This is a genomic window from Brevibacillus halotolerans (assembly GCF_026891775.1).
Classification (GTDB): Bacteria; Bacillota; Bacilli; order Brevibacillales; family Brevibacillaceae; genus Brevibacillus_B; species Brevibacillus_B halotolerans.
The window spans coordinates 43,810-60,610 of sequence record NZ_JAPTNK010000019.1; the positions used below are offsets into that span (position 1 = coordinate 43,810).

The window sequence follows — 16,801 nt, forward strand, 5'->3', positions numbered from 1 at the left end:
GTTATAATGAAAGCACTTGGAAGTAAGGCAAAAGGAGAATGAAGGAAATGGCCAGTAAGATGTTATATTATCTCGCAGCAGAAGAGGATCATTGGTTGGATGAGCTGTTAGATTATTTTCCTATTATGAATGCAACGGTACCTACCAAGAAGTCGCTTCAAATGATAGAAGAGCAGTTGAAGGCAGGCGAAATTACTCAGTCTGTACTTGTGATCAATGTTTCTGGATTGGAAGACCGTCTACCTACTTTACTGGAAGAATGTCAAGAGCTTGAATATGTGCAAAAGCAGCCTCTTTACCTAGTAGGCATAAAAGAGGGAGAAGAGGAACAGTGGAGAAATAATTATCCAGAGGCGAAAATTGTTGTCATTACTGGTTTCCTTGTTGAGTTTGACTTTGAAGCCGTATGCCGAGAAATGGAAGCAGATTTGGGAGGGAAATAAATGAGCGATAGAAATACGTTTCATCTTCCTGAGTTTTTACGTCGTTTTCAAATCATGATTTATACCGGAGATCCGCTGGGTGATTGGTTGATGATTGAAGATGAGATCCGCGATCTACTGACATCTAAGGTCATTGATAAAGAAGAGTTTTCTCTTGCGATGAAAGAAATTGATAAGCGTAAAAGAATGTATGCTGATGAAACTCAGTGAAAGTAAGATATAGCGCTTGGTTTTCTCTCATAAAAAAGCTAGTTATGCAACACACTAACCTAGCATGTAATGATAGGGAATTGTTACGTTTCATAGAAAATACTCTGTTTTTGTAAAGCGCTTTTACTCTATTCGCTTTTCCTATGTTATAATCACACTGCAGTTACTTGTAGGGGGGAATTAACCGTAATGACTACTCAACAAATGAATGTAGATCAATTGGCAATCAATACTATTCGTACACTATCAATCGATGCTATTGAAAAGGCGAATTCTGGACATCCAGGAATGCCAATGGGATCGGCGCCTATGGCACACGTGTTGTGGAGCCGTTTTATGAAAGTAAGCCCGAAAAATCCATCATGGATTGATCGTGATCGCTTTGTATTATCTGCTGGTCACGGTTCTATGCTGTTGTACTCTATGCTACATCTCATGGATTATGGCGTAAGCATGGATGACTTGCGTAACTTCCGCCAATGGGGAAGCAAAACGCCTGGTCACCCTGAATTCGGCCACACTCCTGGTGTAGATGCAACAACAGGCCCATTGGGACAAGGAATTGCGATGGCTGTTGGTATGGCGATGGCTGAGAGACATTTGGCCGCAACATACAACAAAGATAACTATGAACTAATTAATCATTTTACATATGTTATCTGTGGAGATGGAGACTTGATGGAAGGCGTTTCTTCTGAAGCTTCTTCTCTAGCTGCTCATCTTAAACTAGGTAAAATGATTGTTCTTTATGATTCTAATGATATTTGTCTAGATGGTGATCTAAGCCAATCCTTCACAGAAGATGTAGCTGCACGTTACAAAGCGTACGGCTGGCAATATATCCGTGTAGAAGATGGAAACAATGTGGATGCTATCGAAAAGGCTTTGGCTGAAGCACGTACAGATTTGGAGCGTCCAACACTGATTGAAGTGAAAACAACAATTGGTTTCGGTTCTCCAAATAAAGGCGGTAGCAGTGCCAGCCACGGTGCCCCACTTGGTACAGACGAGGTTGTTTTAACAAAACAAACCTATGCATGGGAGCATGAAGCATTCCACGTGCCACAAGAGGTAAAAGAGTACTACGCTACTCTAGTAGAGGCAGGTCAAAAGAAGGAAGCAAAATGGAATGAGCTGCTAGCAGCTTATGAAAAAGCTTATCCGGAACTAGCTGCACAATTTAAACAAGTAAGTAATGGAGAGGTATCCAAAGATTTTGATGCTGATCTACCGACTTATGAAATTGGCAGTAAGCTAGCGACTCGCGCGGCTTCCGGTAATGCAATCAATGGATTGGCAAAACGCATGCCTAACTTAATTGGTGGATCCGCTGACTTGGCACACTCTAACAACACTCTAATTAAAGGTGCTAAAGACTTCTTGCCGGGTTCTTATGAGGGTCGCAATCTTTGGTTTGGTGTTCGTGAATTCGCTATGGGAGCGGCTCTAAATGGAATGATGCTGCATGGTGGAGTAAAAGCTTTCGGCGGTACATTCTTCGTATTCTCCGACTATGTTCGTCCGGCAGTGCGTCTATCTGCTCTTATGAAGCTACCTACCACATATGTATTTACTCATGACTCTATTGCAGTTGGGGAAGATGGACCAACTCATGAACCGATTGAGCATCTAGCTGCCTTCCGCGCTATGCCGAATCTTACTGTTTTGCGTCCTGCTGATGCGCATGAAACAAACGAAGCTTGGCGTTATGCGGCTATGAGCAAAGACGAGCCTATTGTACTAGCTTTAACTCGTCAAAACCTGCCTATCTACCAAGAGACCAAAGACTTGGCTCGCGAAGGTTTAGCAAAAGGTGCTTATGTGCTAAAAGAGGCATCTAATGGTGAGCCTCAGGTTGTATTGATTGCTACCGGCTCCGAGGTATCTCTGTGCATGGAAGCTCGTGAAAAACTAGAAGCAGACGGCATTCCAACACGTGTCGTAAGCATGCCTAGCTTTAATCTATTTGATCGTCAATCTAAAGAGTACCGTGACTCTGTGATTCCTCCGCATGTTAAAGCACGCGTTGGCGTAGAGATGGGTTCTCCACTAGGTTGGGAGCGCTACACAGGTGACCATGGAGCAATTATTGCTATTAACCAATTCGGTGCTTCTGCTCCTGGCGAGATTATCATGAAAGAATACGGCTTTACTGTTGAAAATGTCGTGAAAACAGCACAAAGCTTAGTAAAATAAGAAGTTACCACGTTTACTAAAGCCTCCTCTCTTTTAAGTAGAGGAGGCTTTAGACATGATTTTTCCCCTATAGACATAAAAGCTGTGATCGCTTTTATCCGATTTTTCGCACCTTTTCTCATTGACTTTTAATTCTGCTCTTCTTAAAATAAGTGAGAAACTTTTTAATTACAATGATGAGAAACTTGCTTGTATGACTACATGTAAGTGGCGAAATTTTCAAAAGAGATGATCAGATATGCATTTCTTTTTTTCGTTCGCCCCCTATCCGTTGGATGGGGGGTTTTGTGTTTGCAAAAATCGATGTAAGGAGAAAGGAAGGCAACAAAAATGCTTAAGTATGCTCTGTTGGTTTTTTTAGGGGCTTGTAGCTATGGAGGCTTGTCGACCATTATTAAGCTAGGTATGAAGGAAGGCTTTCAGGTAAGTCAGCTAGTAGGAAGTCAATTTTTTATTGGATGGTTACTGTTAATCCTTCTGACATTGCTGTTTAATAGAAAGCGTGTGCCTGTACGCTCTATTTTGCAATTGATAGCAGGCGGATTTGCATTAAGTGGCACCACCATCTTTTATAATTTGTCTGTAGCCGAATTACCTGCGTCGATTGCAGTAGTCCTCTTATTTCAGTTTACGTGGATTGGCGTCCTCTTAGAAGCTATCGTGGATCGGAAAAAACCCAGCAAGGAAAAGATATTTTCCATCATTGTATTGCTTATGGGAACAGCTCTTGCAGGAGGATTACTAGAGCGTGGATTTGAATCACTTTCGTTAGCTGGTATCCTATATGGTTTATTATCGGCGGTGACATTTGCGCTCTATATTTTTGCTAGTGGTCGATTGGGCTTGGATGTTCCCGTGTTTACAAAAAGCTTAACTATGGTTACAACGGCTGTGATTGTTGTATTTACGGTGTTTTCCCCATCCTTCTTAGTGGATGGAGCTTTGGGGCAGGGTCTGTGGATGTATGGCTTGGCGCTGTCTTCCTTAGGTATAATTATTCCCGTTGTCTTTTTCTCGATAGGAGTACCAAAGGTTGGTTCTGGATTGGGGACGATTCTTGGTGCAGCAGAACTTCCAGCCGCAGTGATTGCCTCTGTAACCGTATTAGGAGAACATGTAAGCACGCTCCAATGGAGTGGTATTCTGCTGATTTTATTGGGAATCGCTATACCTCCTTTGATGCTAAATAAGAAACAGACACGGCAGGCAAAAGCTGCTATTCATTAAAAGGAAGTACATTATATATTCTATAGCTTTTATCTTCAGCTAAACGAACCTCTAAACGAAATTCTTTTGGCAGGAATTGTTTGGTACAAAGCAGCCACTTTATACTATCATGGTAGAGTGGCTGTTTTGTATCTGTGGTTCAATTTTGGAAAGCAGGTGAATATACATGATACATCTAGACAAGCCAGATTATTTACAAACAGGCACGAAACGGCAAAGGCAAGCATTTATTGTGTTACAGGAGCTTGATTTGTTTAAACAGCTGTCTTCCTACGATCCGATACTGACAGGAACGATTCCACTTGGAATTGAGATAGCGACAAGTGATCTCGACATTATTTGTCAGGTGAATGATTCCGATCTGGATCAGTTTACACAGCAGGTTGTAAAGGCGTATGGAGATTGTACAAATTTTCAATTGGAGTTTGTCGATGAACTACGAGGAGGAAGAGCCCTTGTTCTATCGTTCTCTTATCAAGAGTGGCCCATTGAAATTTTTGGTCAATCGATACCTGTACGACAACAGAATGCATATCGACATATGATTGTTGAAGAACGGCTGCTGCATTTGGCAAAGGACTCGGCACGTGCTGATATTCAAATTTTGAAGGAACAGGGATATAAGACGGAGCCTGCTTTTGTTCACTATTTTCAACTGGGTGGGGATGATCCCTATGAGCGTATGCTAGAGCTTTACGGTTGCACAGACAGCCAACTGCTTAAGCTCATACACCCATCAAAAAGAACCGAGGGCAGTTACTAATTAGATGCTGCATTGTTTCGGATCAGAAACTTTTTTTTGACTTAATCGTCTAAAAAGGTGGAGAGAGGAAAGAAATCTGGAGGTAATATATGGCTCAAGCCAAGAAGAAAAAAAAGAAAAAACAAGTAAATAAATGGATAATGCTTATTATTGGATTTGCCGTCTTTTTAATTTTATCCGTCATCGGAGGTTACTTCGCTCTCTTATATGCGGGCGGTAAAATGGTGGAGATGGATGAAAATAAATTAAGAGACATTAAACTGGAAGCAACCAAAATAATGGATGTGAACGGTAAAGAGCTATCCAAATTATATGTCCTAGAGGATCGTGAATACGTCACAATCGATAAAGTGCCTAAAAAGTTGGTGCAAGCATTTGTGGCTGTAGAAGATAAACGCTTTTTTGAGCACAATGGTGTAGATATGATCCGGATCGGTGGAGCGATTTGGAAGGATATTCGAGCAGGCAGTGCAGTTGAAGGAGCAAGTACAATAACCCAACAGCTAGCGAAAAATGTGTTTCTCTCTCATGAAAAAACGTTCTGGCGAAAAACGAAAGAGGTTAGTATTGCCATTAACCTAGAGAACAGATTCACGAAAGATCAGATTATGGAGATGTATCTAAATAAAATTTATTTAGGTCATGGTGCTTATGGAATTAAGGCAGCCGCTAATTATTATTTCGGTAAAGAAAAGGCGGAACACCTGGACACTCTAACGACTGCTGAAATTGCTCAGTTAGCGGCGATTCCAAAGGGACCGTCTATCTATTCTCCATTTAACAATCCGGCTAAATCTAAAGAACGCCGTGATACGATCATTCGCTTAATGGCCGAACAAGGAATCATTACGGTGCAGGAAAAAGAGTCTGCTCAACAAGAAGCGCTTCCTACTAAAAAAGTCACCGAGGGCAATTCATATCAGGCATTCCTTGATTACGTAGTTGACGAGGCCGAAGAACGCTATGGCATTGCTGAGAATGAGCTATATAGCGGAGGATATCAAATCTATACGACGCTAAATACCGATGTACAGGATGCAATGGTGAAGAACTTTGAGAATGCCAAGAATTTCCCGAAGGATGGAAGCACCAATCAGGTTGATGCCGGAATGGTAGTTCTCGATGCTAAAACCGGTGGTATTGCCGGCATTGTAGGTGGCCGGAACTATGTGCACAAGGGCTGGAATAATGCGCTGAGTCTGCATCAGCCGGGTTCATCCTTTAAACCATTAGCTGTTTTTGCACCAGCATTAGATACAGGGAAATGGCATGCAGGCTCTCAGTTAAGTAACAAACGTCAAAGCTTTAATGGCTATGAGCCAAGGAACTGGAATAACCAATACAGCGAATCCATACGTATGGATAAAGCTGTTCAGATGTCACTCAATGTTCCTACGGTCTGGTTGTTAAACGAAATTGGAATTGATAATTCCTTGAAGTACATCAAGGATTTTGGTATTTCGCTTGATCCGACCGATCGTAATTTATCCATTGCATTGGGTGGTTTGCATAAAGGAACATCACCACTGCGAATGGCACAAGCGTATACAGCATTTACAAATGGCGGTGTAGTAAAAGAAGCACATGCCATTGATAAAATTAAAGACCTCAGAACAGGGAAAGAAGAGATTAGACCTGTAAAAGAAACACAAGTTATTTCACCTAATGCCGCTTGGGAAATGCACGAATTGCTGCGTAATGCTGTTCAAAGCGGTACGGGTACCAGTGCGAAAATGAAAAATTGGCCGGTAGCAGGTAAAACGGGAACCACGCAATCAGCCCTAAGCTCCAAGGCAAACAAGGATGCTTGGTTTGTTGGATATAACCCTAGGTATATCGGCTCCATCTGGATGGGTTTCCCAAAAGAGGATAAGGGCCACATTATGTATGATGGTAGCGGTAAGACGGCGCGTATGTTTAGCATCGTGATGCAGGAAGCGTTAAAGAATGAAAAACCAATGGATTTTGAACGACCAAATGGAGTAAGCGAACGTCACGAGGTAGAAGAGAATCAGGAAGTAGCAACCACACCACCTGCTCTGTCTGTTCGACTTACCATTGAAGGTTCTCAGCCAGTAGCCTTATTAATGTGGGATGATGCTAACGAAAAAACGACGGGTTATGATGTAATGCGTTATTTGAATAATCCTGAGTCGGCTGAAAAGATATCATCCAAGCAAAGTGGTAAAACCTTTGTTGATCAGGTTAAGGAAGGCGTCTTATACAAATACTTTGTTGTACCTTATGATGAAAATGGTAACCCTGGAAGCCCATCTAATATTGGAGAAGTAAATACCAAACAATTAGAAGAGCTTCTGCAAAATGGTGAAAATCAGCATGAGGAGAACAATAGCGGAGATAGCCAAAACTCAACCGAGGGTGATCAATCCCCGAATAACGGTTCAAATGGATCTTCTGAGCAAGAAGGCCATGGAAACACTGATAACAGTGGCAATAGCAATTCGACACCTCAGGGTTTACCAAACGGCAATAACGGAGGAAATAATCAGAACAACGGACAGGGACATGGACAGGGAAATGGCTCTTCAGGCAACGGTGCTGATCCCAATGCCAGTCAAAGACCAGCCGACATCCCAGACCCTACTCAATCAACTGATCCCTCCCAGCAAGGAGCAGGTAATTAATAGAGACTATAGTAAGATGAATAGAAGAAACTAACGAACAAAGATTGAAAAAGGCAACCGTAGCATAGGACGGTTGCCTTTCTTCATAACCAAGGTGTCCTGTTCCATTTCATATAGTTAGATTGACAAGATTATGACTATTTTCACAGACTGCAGTGCGTGTTAGAATGGTGATATAAGTTTTGTTGATAACTCGGAATAACTCGGAATGGTTCATACAACGAAACTGTAAATGGAAAACTGGAGGGATTCATGTGTCTACCTTTTCTCAAAAGGATTTGCAATCTTACTTCCAGGAGAAACTGGAACACGCGAAAGTTCACTTTGAACGGGCTCTTGACTGTAAACATACAGAGTTTGATGATTTATATCCATATATGAATGAACAGCCGCAATTTTTTTGGTATAAGCGATATGTAGCTTGGTCAGAGCTACTCACGGTAGTGAAGATGGCGGAAGAACTTCATGTAGAATGGAAAACCTGTTTTTCTGCCAATCAGATCGAGTTTATTGAAGGGCGTGTGCTTCAAGGTAAAGTATTGGATCATTGGCATCCCGAAGAGGAAAGAGAAGTTGAAGAGGTAAGCCAGCTAGAAGAATAGCTGATACAGCTTTACAGAGGCATATAGAAAAAACGCGTAGCGATGATGTTACGCGTTTTTTTATTTTTGTAAGACTGTACCTATACAGTACTTATATAGAAAAAAGAGCCCCCAACAAGTGGAGGCTAATGACCAGTTTTTTAAAAAGAGGGTAAAAAAGAGAGAATTTTTACAGCAAGTAATTATCCGAAAATTACTGTGCTTTTAAAAACTTCACCTTTTGTTGCAGATTGGATACCAGCTGCTGGTGTTGTAGTATCTGTTACTTGAGTAGGAGCAGATACTGGAGTAAAGATAGAGAAATTTACTACTTCACCTTTTGTAATGTCACTAGTAAATTCAGTTGGTACAACAACAGATGCAGGTGCAACTGTTTGTGGTGCTACCTGAACGTTAAAGAATGTTTGTGGTGCCATTGTTTCGCTTTTTGTTGCGTTCTCCTCAGCAGCAAATGCAGAAGACGCAGAGAATACACAGGCTAGTACAGTCATGCCTAAAATTAATTGTTTTTTCATAGAGTCCACCTATCCTTCCAAAAGTACATATATTTTTTGTATTGACCAGTCAGCACAAAAATCCTTCAGCAATTATTATTTTACTCCTTTTATTTGATTTGTAAAGTAGTTATCTGCTGAAAAAGTGCTGTTCAATAAATTTTAAAATTTTGTAAAATATACAATTCATCATATATTATAAGCAATTAATGGAAAATATATACTGGTTAAAACTAGTTAACACATTAATACTTGGGTTTTTAGTGCTTACTTAGGAAATTTTACACTAATTTTGAGAAAATGAAACAGCTTGCGTGCAAGAAAGTGTAAGTAACTATTCCCAATTTATTAGTTGTTTTATTTTTCAGATAAATATAATTGATATATCTTTATATTTGAAATATTTTTGGCATTATGGTGAATATATACAAAAAAAGCAACCATTCCAAAAGAATGATTGCTTCGCTCAAGACGTTATACGGTAAATAAGAATAATGATTAATTGGTGGGTGCTATTGGCTTACAAAGAGCCTCTGTGCGGAAGATGCGTTGTCCGCGATTGGAAAAACGTTCTTCATATTCAGTCATCACATTCGTTGCAGCCTGTTCGGATGAATGAAGATCAAATGTGATATGGCGTAATTGAAACAGTTCGTTAGCGAATTGATTGAGAGAGAATTCAAACAGATGTTGATTATCTGTTTTTACATGAATTTCTCCATCTTGTTTTAGCACAGCTCGATATTGACGCAAAAAGGAGAAATGCGTCAGGCGGCGTTTGCTGTGACGTTTTTTCGGCCATGGATCACTAAAGTTTAAGTAAATACGATCTAATTCCTCTTGCTCAAACAGTTCTGTAATTTTGAAAGCATCAAATTGAACCAATTTTAAATTAGGAATTTCCTTTTGTTCCGTACGTTGGGCTGTGCGATACAGCACTTCTGCTTTTAACTCGATTGCGATAAAGTTGATGGAGGGAAAGCGAGCTGCCAATGTATTAATAAAACGTCCTTTACCACTGCCAATCTCAACATGAATCGGATTGTTATTGCCAAAGCAGTCTGACCATTTTCCCTTATATTGACTAGGATTATCTACATAGGTTGGAAATTGGCGCAGCATATCTTCTGCACCAGGGATATTGCGTAAACGCATAAAAACCTCCTTGCGAGCATTTGCAATTCATCGGGTCTAACTCTTCTACTTTATTATGCATGGACGCTGGTTTCAAGTTAATTTTGTTGCCATTCTTTTTGTTCCGGATGAAAAAGACTCCCTCTTCATAGGGGAGTCTGGATTTCAACGTTAAATTTTTAATACGCCGCCAGTTGATGCATTAGTGACTAGCTTAGAATAACGAGCAAGATAGCCTGTTTTTACTTTTGGTTCGAATCCTGCCCAGCTTTCTTTGCGTTTTGCCATTTCCTCGTCAGAAATTTCTAGCTGTATAGTACGTGCTTCCATATCTATGCTGATGATATCCCCATCATGGACAAATGCAATCGGTCCGGCTTCCGCTGCTTCGGGGGAAACGTGACCAATACTAATTCCTCGGGAAGCGCCGGAGAAACGTCCGTCTGTTACGAGAGCTACCTTAGTACCAAGCCCCATCCCGACAATCTGAGAAGTGGGTGCAAGCATCTCCGGCATACCTGGTCCGCCTTTTGGTCCTTCATAACGAATAACCACAACATGTCCTTCTTTAATTTTTCCGTTTGCGATGCCTTCTAAAGCTTCCTCTTGAGAGTCGAAGCAAATAGCTGGCCCCACATGTTTTTTTATGGAAGGGTCCACGGCTCCCGTTTTAATGATGGAGCCTTCTGGAGCTAAATTTCCAAACAGAACAGCAAGTCCCCCGCGTTCACTGTAAGGTTTATCAAGAGGATGTATCACAGCTTCATCTAAAATCGCTGCTTCAGCTACATTCTCACGCAGTGTCTTACCAGTTACAGTAACGCGATCAGGATGTAGGATTCCTTCACGTTTCATGAGCTCCCGTAAAATGGCCGATACGCCGCCAGCATTGTGGCAATCCTCGATATGATAATCGGAGGCAGGAGCTAATTTGCATAGGTGTGGTGCGCGTTCAGCTACCTGATTGATTCTTTCTATCGGATATTCAAAGCCGGCTTCATGGGCGAGCGCTAATGTATGCAGAACAGTATTTGTAGACCCGCCCATCGCCATATCCAAAGCAAAGGCGTCATCTAGTGCATCCTTAGTAACAATATCGCGCATTTTGATATCATGTTTAATTAAGTGCATTAGGGCACTTGCAGTAGATGTAACAAGTTCACGACGTTTGGGAGAGGTAGCTAAAATTGTGCCGTTTCCTGGGAGGGCAATTCCCAATGCTTCAGCCAAGCAGTTCATTGAATTAGCTGTAAACATACCTGAACAGGAACCGCAGCTTGGACAGCCATATTGTTCTAATTCCAACAGCTTATCATCATCAATCAGACCTGCCTGATGGGCTCCTACGCCTTCAAAAACGGAAGAGAGGGAGATTGAGCGTCCATCGCTAGTTTTTCCCGCTTTCATTGGACCACCTGTGACAAAAATGGTTGGAATATTAACACGTAAAGCACCCATAATCATGCCTGGCGTAATTTTGTCACAATTCGGAATACAGATGAGGCCATCAAACCAATGAGCCGAAACTACTGTTTCTAAACTATCAGCAATCAATTCTCGGCTTGGTAAAGAATACCTCATCCCGATATGCCCCATGGCAATTCCGTCATCTACTCCAATTGTGTTAAACTCAAAAGGAACACCGCCTGCTTCACGAACGGCTTCTTTTACGATCTTACCAAACTCTTGCAAATGGACGTGGCCAGGAATAATATCTATATAAGAGTTGCAGATGGCAATAAACGGTTTATCGAAATCCTCGTCCCGTACACCTGCCGCTCGTAGTAAACTCCGATGAGGAGCTCGGTCAAAGCCTTTTTTGATCATATCGCTTCTTTGTCTCATGTCGCCTATCCTCCAGTATGGTTCAGATATCGTAAGAGTTATTTCATTGGGAATGAAGCCGTACGACAACACCCTATCCAAAGTATTTTCACTATTGTAGCACTATACGAAAGTATGAAACAAGCAAAATGATCTGAACATTTGTTCATTTCGGACGAGAAAAAATTGACAAAGAGTGAAATTGACTCAGCCTGTTGCTCGTATACTTAAGAGGAGGGATCTTTATAATGAAGAAGTTACCAAAAATAGTTAGAGAGTGGCTACCCATAATAGCTATTGCTCTTGTGCTGAGCTTTACAATCCGTACGTTTGTGGTTCAAGCTGTTTATGTACCATCTACGTCTATGGTTCCAACCCTGCAAGTGAATGACCGTCTTTTCATTGAGAAAATATCCAATCCAGAAAACTTTCAATATGGTGATATTGTTGTGTTTTCCCCACCAATTCAGGGAAATAAGGACTTGTTTATTAAACGCTTGGTTGGAAAAGGAGGAGATACCATCGAGATAAAACAAGGTTTCTTGTATCGTAACGGTGTAAAGATAGAGGAACCATACTTAAAAGAAGCGATGAATTATGATTTCGCTCCTGTCCATGTACCGCCAGACAACTACTTTTTTTTGGGAGATAATCGGAACGGTAGTTTTGATTCACATTTATGGCCAACGCCATTTGTTGAAAAAAAAGCGGTGGTAGGTAAAGGTATCTTTTTATACTATCCGTTTAATCATATGCGAATCATGTAAAAAAACATGTGAAACAGAAGAGAAAGCTCGTGAAACAGTAACTGGTTTCGCGGGCTTTTATTTTGGGTGTTTTGGTATAATTATTCATTAATACGTATATTATATTCAGTTTATTTTTATTTGATATCTGCATAAACGTTGTAATATCCCAATACATAAACGCTTTTGTGTATGAAAGCAATGAATAAACGCGTAATTTTTAAAAAATTCAGATACACTAAAAACAGTGTTTCTAGGTGATACAATAACAACGAAACAAATCTGATTGTAACAAGTTCTACATATTTGATGGAAGGGGATCAGATTGGGTACTCAAGGTAAAAAAGCTAATCGGATTGTCTATTTGATTCCCCTGTTAGCAACTTTGTTATGGGGAAGTAATTTCTTGATTGGCAAAAATATTTTACATCACGTCCCACCATTTACTCTTAGTTTTTTACGTTGGTCTTTTGCTCTTCTTGTACTGTTACCTTTTACATGGAAGTTATTGCGTGAAAATTGGGAATTTTATCTGAGGTTTTGGAAAGAAGTAGTAGTGATGGGCTTCTTGGGAATTGCATTATTTACGGGATTGGTGTATTGGGGGATGGAGCATACCAACACAGTCAATGCATCTTTACTTTCATCCTTATCGCCAATCTTTATCACTGTCGTCGCTTACTTTATGCTGCATGAGAGAATTACTAGCAACCAAGTAATTGGTATTCTTTTATCGTTGCTAGGCGTTTTGTGGATCGTCAGCAAAGGACACCTTGGAACCTTTGCTGACATTCGGTTAAATAATGGCGATATCGTGTTGATTCTAAGTAATGTCCTGATGGCCATTTATTCTGTTATGCTTCGTAAAACAGCGGACAAGCTACCGGGGTTAATCGGCTTTACTTTGATTGTCTTTGCAGGTGTAATTACTACAGTGCCGTTGATGATGCTAGAGCTAAGCTATCGCCCTGTGCAGTTATTCCTCTGGGAAAATCTATGGTCAATTGCTTACTTAGGTATCTTCTCGTCGGTAATTGCATTCTTTTGTTGGACGAAGTCAGTCCACTTTTTAGGACCAACAAAAGCTTCACCGTTTATGAATGTAGTGCCGGTTTTTGCTACCTTATTTGCTGTATTGTTTTTAAGAGAGGAATTGCTTTTGTCTCAAATAATAGGCGGTGTGCTCGTGCTATTAGGTGTCTATTGGTCCTCGCGTCCGAAAAAAAGTCTTGCCTCGATTTCAAGCACGAATCCGCAGGTGCAGGAGTTAAAATTATAACCTTGTATGAATTTCGGAATTACATTACAAACTATACTCTAGCTATCTCAGATAGGCGGTCTTGATCCGAGGCATTTTCGGAACAGAGATTGCCTGTTTTTCTATTCAGGGATAGGAATGCCACATTTGGACATGCCTGCTTTTGTTTCTACTGCTTTTTATGTATGATCGTAGAAGGTCATTGCCTATACCAATATGTCAGGATAGTAAAGGGGGCTTTATTAGATGCAAGAGGAGTGGCAACAAATTATGATGGAGGGAACCGATGAGGAACGTGAAATTCTTCGTTTAGCCCTACAAGCAATTAAGCAGAAGCGGGAGCGAAATAGTGCCTATCTATCTGGTTTCTTAGGATTACAAGGAGCCTTTATTGATGAAAGAACCTATCAATTTGAGGTTCCGATCACTCCATATATGCATAACTCCCTCAAGATTGTGCATGGTGGTGTTACGGCCACATTAATTGATAACACGATGGGGTCTCTGATCAATAAGGTAATGGCTAAAGAGGGAAAGGCTGCTGTTACGAGCGATTTGCAAATACGTTATCTACGTCCTGGTAAAGGTCAGAAGCTAAAGTCAGTTGCTAAACTGATTCATCGAGGTGGACTAATGGCCGTAATGGAGGGGTCTGTCTATGACGATCAGGATCGGCTAATTGCGCATGGTACTGGAACCTTTGTCATAATTGACCGCGGAAGAATCTAGCTTATTCAAATAGAAAGTCTGGAATAAAAGATATAGATATGAAGAAAGATGAACAGATACAAGAGTGAGGAGAATTAGCCATGCTAGAAATTGCAAAAGAGGCAGCACTTACAGCGGGAGCTTATTTAAAGCAACGTTTTTCACAACAATTGTTCCCTGAATTGGAATCGCACAATGATGTCAAGCTAGTAGAAGATAGAGAGAGTGAAAGCCGCATTATTGAAGTAATTCACCGCCACTTTCCCGATCATTCTATTTACTCTGAAGAAATCGGTACGATTAGTCGAGGTGACGAGTATTTATGGGTGATTGATCCAATGGACGGAACCAATAATTTCTTTGTGGGACATCCTTATTTTTCTGTTTCGATTGCGCTAGAGCTCCGTGGAGAGCTGATAGTAGGAGTGGTATACAATCCGATAGCTAACCAATTATTTTGGGCAGAGAAGGGCAAAGGAGCCTATTTAAATGGCACCCCAATGCAGGTCAGTAATAAAAATGTACTCGCCCGTGCGACAGGTTCTTACGTACGAGGTAGAGAGGCATTGACAAAAGAGCAAGAAATAGAGACCACTAGAGCTTTGTTCCTACACACGAAACGTTTAATGAGAAATTATTCTCCTGCGCTAGATTTTTGTTTGCTGGCAAATGGCTGGCTTGATTACATTGTAATGGAAAAAACCAACATGATGGATGTGGCGGCGGGCGTCTTAATTGCACAAGAGGCAGGGGCGAAAATGACTGGTTGGTGTGCAGAATCATTTACATATGAAGCTTATCATCCCGAATTACTGGTTAGCATGATTGTAAGTGGGGGAGCGCTACAAGATGAGCTATGCAATATGATGCGAGATTATTGTTAGCTGTTTTTTTCTTGAAAAGATTGCCAAAACCCCTAATTTCTGATTACAATACGGAAGGAATTCTTCCACAAAGTAAGGGGGAGAGCTATGCCAAGATATAAGCGTGTACTGGTCAAATTAAGTGGTGGTGCTGTAGCTGGAGGCAAAGGATTTGGTTTTGATCCAGATAGGCTGACACACATTGCGGATGAAGTAGAGGCACTGTTACGGTTAGGCGTGGAGGTAGCTATCGTCATTGGTGGTGGCAATATTTTTAGAGGGAATATGGCCAATGAATGGGGGATTGGCCGTGTGGAAGCGGATAATATCGGAACGATGGCAACGGTTATTAACAGTCTTATGCTCAGAGGTGTGTTGAACAACAGAACTGATCATGAGGTACGTGTGATGACTGCTAATCCAATTAATTCAGTTGCCGAGCCATATATTCGCTTGCGAGCGATGCATCATTTAGAGAAAGGACATGTCATTATCTTTGCTGGCGGAAATGGTCAGCCTTATGTCACAACAGATTATCCTGCCGTACAGCGCGCTTTAGAAATGGAAGCTGATGCGATCCTTGTTGCCAAGCATGGGGTAGATGGTGTACTCAATGGAGACCCGCGCATTTTGGCAAAAACAAAGCTGTATGAATCGCTTTCCTATGATGATGTGATTCGTCAGGGATTGAAGGTAATGGATCAATCTGCCATCATTTTGGCCCGTGACTATGCTTTGCCTATCCATGTTTTTAATTTTGATAAGAAGCATGTCATGAAGCGGATTTGTGAAGGTGAGAATCTAGGAACACTGGTTTCGGATCAGGTTGGTACTGTACTTTCATCTCATTAAAAAGGAAAGACGGGCTTTTTGCCGAATCTTTCTTTATAAAGGAAAGAAGAACCTCCTGTACATAGCGGGAGGTTTTCCTACACTCACTTATAATGATTCGGTTATTTATTATAAGTAAGAAAACTTTGAATCATCTGCAAAAAATACAGCGCTTACAACCAGAAAAGGTAGAGGGGAGAATAACATGATTTTGAATCAAACAGGAGTACGAATTGAACAGCAGCTCCAATTTTTAAGAGAAATTGATCAAATGAAGCATATCTACCGACAGACCTTACTTTTGAATGGCTCTAGGCGTGAAAATGATGCTGAGCATTCATGGCATGTAGCGATGTTAGCAATGGTTTTGCAAGAGCATGCTAGTGATACTGAGGTGGATTTGTTACGAGTGATAAAAATGCTGTTACTGCATGATATTGTAGAGATTGATGCGGGAGATACATATGTGTACGATGATCGGGGATATCTTGACAAAGAGGCACGAGAGAGGGCTGCTGCTGATAGAATCTATGCCTTATTACCTGACGATCAGGAGGTAGAGTTTAAGGGCTTGTGGGAAGAATTTGAACAAAGGATTACTCCGGAGGCCCGATTTGCTGTTGCTCTCGATCGGTTTCAACCCTTGTTATTTAATTATTACACAGAAGGGGCCACCTGGAAAACCAATTATATTACAAGGGCTCAGGTGATTAAGCGAGTGAAGCAACCGATTCAGGAGGGGTCTGAATCACTTTGGACATATGCTGAAGAGCTGATTAACAGTGCGGTAGAAAAGGGGTATCTACTGGCGTAATAGATCAAGAAAGACCGTAGAGGAATCGCTCTACGGTCTTTTC

The 16,801-nt window shown here is 41.1% G+C and carries 16 protein-coding genes; 13 read left to right on the forward strand and 3 right to left on the reverse strand.

Features of this window, described 5'->3' with window-relative positions; genetic code table 11:
- The first annotated feature begins 47 nt into the window (after positions 1 to 47).
- The 7 genes from O0550_RS19795 to O0550_RS19825 all read left to right on the forward strand — a co-directional run bounded on the left by O0550_RS19795 (position 48) and on the right by O0550_RS19825 (position 8,086).
- Positions 48 to 443, forward strand: coding sequence for a hypothetical protein (locus tag O0550_RS19795; protein WP_096887629.1), 396 nt, complete (start codon positions 48 to 50; stop codon positions 441 to 443).
- Positions 444 to 653: a YqgQ family protein gene (locus tag O0550_RS19800; RefSeq protein WP_003334778.1), complete on the forward strand. Its 210-nt coding sequence runs from the start codon at positions 444 to 446 to the stop codon at positions 651 to 653.
- A 189-nt stretch (positions 654 to 842) separates the two neighbouring features.
- On the forward strand, positions 843 to 2,849 hold the full coding sequence (gene tkt, locus O0550_RS19805; protein ID WP_003342433.1) for a transketolase: 2,007 nt from the start codon (positions 843 to 845) through the stop codon (positions 2,847 to 2,849).
- A gap of 330 nt (positions 2,850 to 3,179) precedes the next feature.
- The gene (locus O0550_RS19810; RefSeq protein ID WP_101669089.1) at positions 3,180 to 4,076 is read left to right on the forward strand and encodes an EamA family transporter; all 897 of its coding nucleotides are present in this window, start codon (positions 3,180 to 3,182) and stop codon (positions 4,074 to 4,076) included.
- A gap of 166 nt (positions 4,077 to 4,242) precedes the next feature.
- On the forward strand, positions 4,243 to 4,839 hold the full coding sequence (locus O0550_RS19815; RefSeq protein ID WP_068793548.1) for a DUF4269 domain-containing protein: 597 nt from the start codon (positions 4,243 to 4,245) through the stop codon (positions 4,837 to 4,839).
- Between the two features lie 89 nt (positions 4,840 to 4,928).
- Positions 4,929 to 7,484, forward strand: coding sequence for a transglycosylase domain-containing protein (locus O0550_RS19820; RefSeq protein ID WP_258427122.1), 2,556 nt, complete (start codon positions 4,929 to 4,931; stop codon positions 7,482 to 7,484).
- Positions 7,485 to 7,738: 254 nt separating this feature from the next.
- Positions 7,739 to 8,086, forward strand: coding sequence for a hypothetical protein (locus O0550_RS19825; RefSeq protein ID WP_003334785.1), 348 nt, complete (start codon positions 7,739 to 7,741; stop codon positions 8,084 to 8,086).
- A gap of 182 nt (positions 8,087 to 8,268) precedes the next feature.
- On the opposite strand, the gene O0550_RS19830 is transcribed toward O0550_RS19825, so the two are convergent.
- The 3 genes from O0550_RS19830 to ilvD form a co-directional block, all read right to left on the reverse strand.
- Complete coding sequence (locus O0550_RS19830) at positions 8,269 to 8,601, reverse strand: hypothetical protein (protein ID WP_258427123.1); 333 nt, start codon at positions 8,599 to 8,601, stop codon at positions 8,269 to 8,271.
- A gap of 477 nt (positions 8,602 to 9,078) precedes the next feature.
- The gene (trmB, locus tag O0550_RS19835) at positions 9,079 to 9,735 is read right to left on the reverse strand and encodes a tRNA (guanosine(46)-N7)-methyltransferase TrmB (RefSeq protein WP_003342443.1); all 657 of its coding nucleotides are present in this window, start codon (positions 9,733 to 9,735) and stop codon (positions 9,079 to 9,081) included.
- A gap of 150 nt (positions 9,736 to 9,885) precedes the next feature.
- Positions 9,886 to 11,559 carry a dihydroxy-acid dehydratase gene (gene ilvD / locus O0550_RS19840; protein WP_258427124.1) on the reverse strand — a complete coding sequence of 558 codons (1,674 nt, stop codon included), beginning with the start codon at positions 11,557 to 11,559 and terminating at the stop codon, positions 9,886 to 9,888.
- A 227-nt stretch (positions 11,560 to 11,786) separates the two neighbouring features.
- Here ilvD and lepB point away from each other — a divergent pair, with 227 nt between their 5' ends.
- The 6 genes from lepB to O0550_RS19870 all read left to right on the forward strand — a co-directional run bounded on the left by lepB (position 11,787) and on the right by O0550_RS19870 (position 16,758).
- The gene (gene lepB / locus O0550_RS19845) at positions 11,787 to 12,305 is read left to right on the forward strand and encodes a signal peptidase I (RefSeq protein WP_003342447.1); all 519 of its coding nucleotides are present in this window, start codon (positions 11,787 to 11,789) and stop codon (positions 12,303 to 12,305) included.
- A gap of 304 nt (positions 12,306 to 12,609) precedes the next feature.
- Positions 12,610 to 13,563 carry a DMT family transporter gene (locus tag O0550_RS19850; RefSeq protein ID WP_003342449.1) on the forward strand — a complete coding sequence of 318 codons (954 nt, stop codon included), beginning with the start codon at positions 12,610 to 12,612 and terminating at the stop codon, positions 13,561 to 13,563.
- Between the two features lie 225 nt (positions 13,564 to 13,788).
- Positions 13,789 to 14,271 (forward strand): PaaI family thioesterase, encoded by a 483-nt coding sequence (locus O0550_RS19855; protein ID WP_022585972.1) that lies wholly within the window; start codon positions 13,789 to 13,791, stop codon positions 14,269 to 14,271.
- Between the two features lie 80 nt (positions 14,272 to 14,351).
- The gene (locus O0550_RS19860; RefSeq protein WP_258427125.1) at positions 14,352 to 15,134 is read left to right on the forward strand and encodes an inositol monophosphatase family protein; all 783 of its coding nucleotides are present in this window, start codon (positions 14,352 to 14,354) and stop codon (positions 15,132 to 15,134) included.
- An 87-nt stretch (positions 15,135 to 15,221) separates the two neighbouring features.
- Entirely contained in the window at positions 15,222 to 15,965 is a 744-nt protein-coding gene (gene pyrH / locus O0550_RS19865; protein ID WP_003334793.1) for a UMP kinase, read from the forward strand.
- A gap of 184 nt (positions 15,966 to 16,149) precedes the next feature.
- Positions 16,150 to 16,758, forward strand: a complete 609-nt coding sequence (locus O0550_RS19870; RefSeq protein ID WP_258427126.1) for an HD domain-containing protein — start codon at positions 16,150 to 16,152, stop codon at positions 16,756 to 16,758.
- Positions 16,759 to 16,801 lie beyond the last annotated feature (43 nt).

Coding starts and splice junctions, on each gene's coding strand:
- O0550_RS19800 (WP_003334778.1), top strand. CDS start 444: ATGAGCGATAGAAATACGTTTCATCTTCCTGAGTTTTTACGTCGTTTT.
- lepB (WP_003342447.1), top strand. CDS start 11,787: ATGAAGAAGTTACCAAAAATAGTTAGAGAGTGGCTACCCATAATAGCT.
- pyrH (WP_003334793.1), top strand. CDS start 15,222: ATGCCAAGATATAAGCGTGTACTGGTCAAATTAAGTGGTGGTGCTGTA.
- O0550_RS19830 (WP_258427123.1), bottom strand. CDS start 8,601: ATGAAAAAACAATTAATTTTAGGCATGACTGTACTAGCCTGTGTATTC.
- tkt (WP_003342433.1), top strand. CDS start 843: ATGACTACTCAACAAATGAATGTAGATCAATTGGCAATCAATACTATT.
- O0550_RS19870 (WP_258427126.1), top strand. CDS start 16,150: ATGATTTTGAATCAAACAGGAGTACGAATTGAACAGCAGCTCCAATTT.
- ilvD (WP_258427124.1), bottom strand. CDS start 11,559: ATGAGACAAAGAAGCGATATGATCAAAAAAGGCTTTGACCGAGCTCCT.
- O0550_RS19815 (WP_068793548.1), top strand. CDS start 4,243: ATGATACATCTAGACAAGCCAGATTATTTACAAACAGGCACGAAACGG.
- O0550_RS19795 (WP_096887629.1), top strand. CDS start 48: ATGGCCAGTAAGATGTTATATTATCTCGCAGCAGAAGAGGATCATTGG.
- trmB (WP_003342443.1), bottom strand. CDS start 9,735: ATGCGTTTACGCAATATCCCTGGTGCAGAAGATATGCTGCGCCAATTT.
- O0550_RS19820 (WP_258427122.1), top strand. CDS start 4,929: ATGGCTCAAGCCAAGAAGAAAAAAAAGAAAAAACAAGTAAATAAATGG.
- O0550_RS19810 (WP_101669089.1), top strand. CDS start 3,180: ATGCTTAAGTATGCTCTGTTGGTTTTTTTAGGGGCTTGTAGCTATGGA.
- O0550_RS19860 (WP_258427125.1), top strand. CDS start 14,352: ATGCTAGAAATTGCAAAAGAGGCAGCACTTACAGCGGGAGCTTATTTA.
- O0550_RS19855 (WP_022585972.1), top strand. CDS start 13,789: ATGCAAGAGGAGTGGCAACAAATTATGATGGAGGGAACCGATGAGGAA.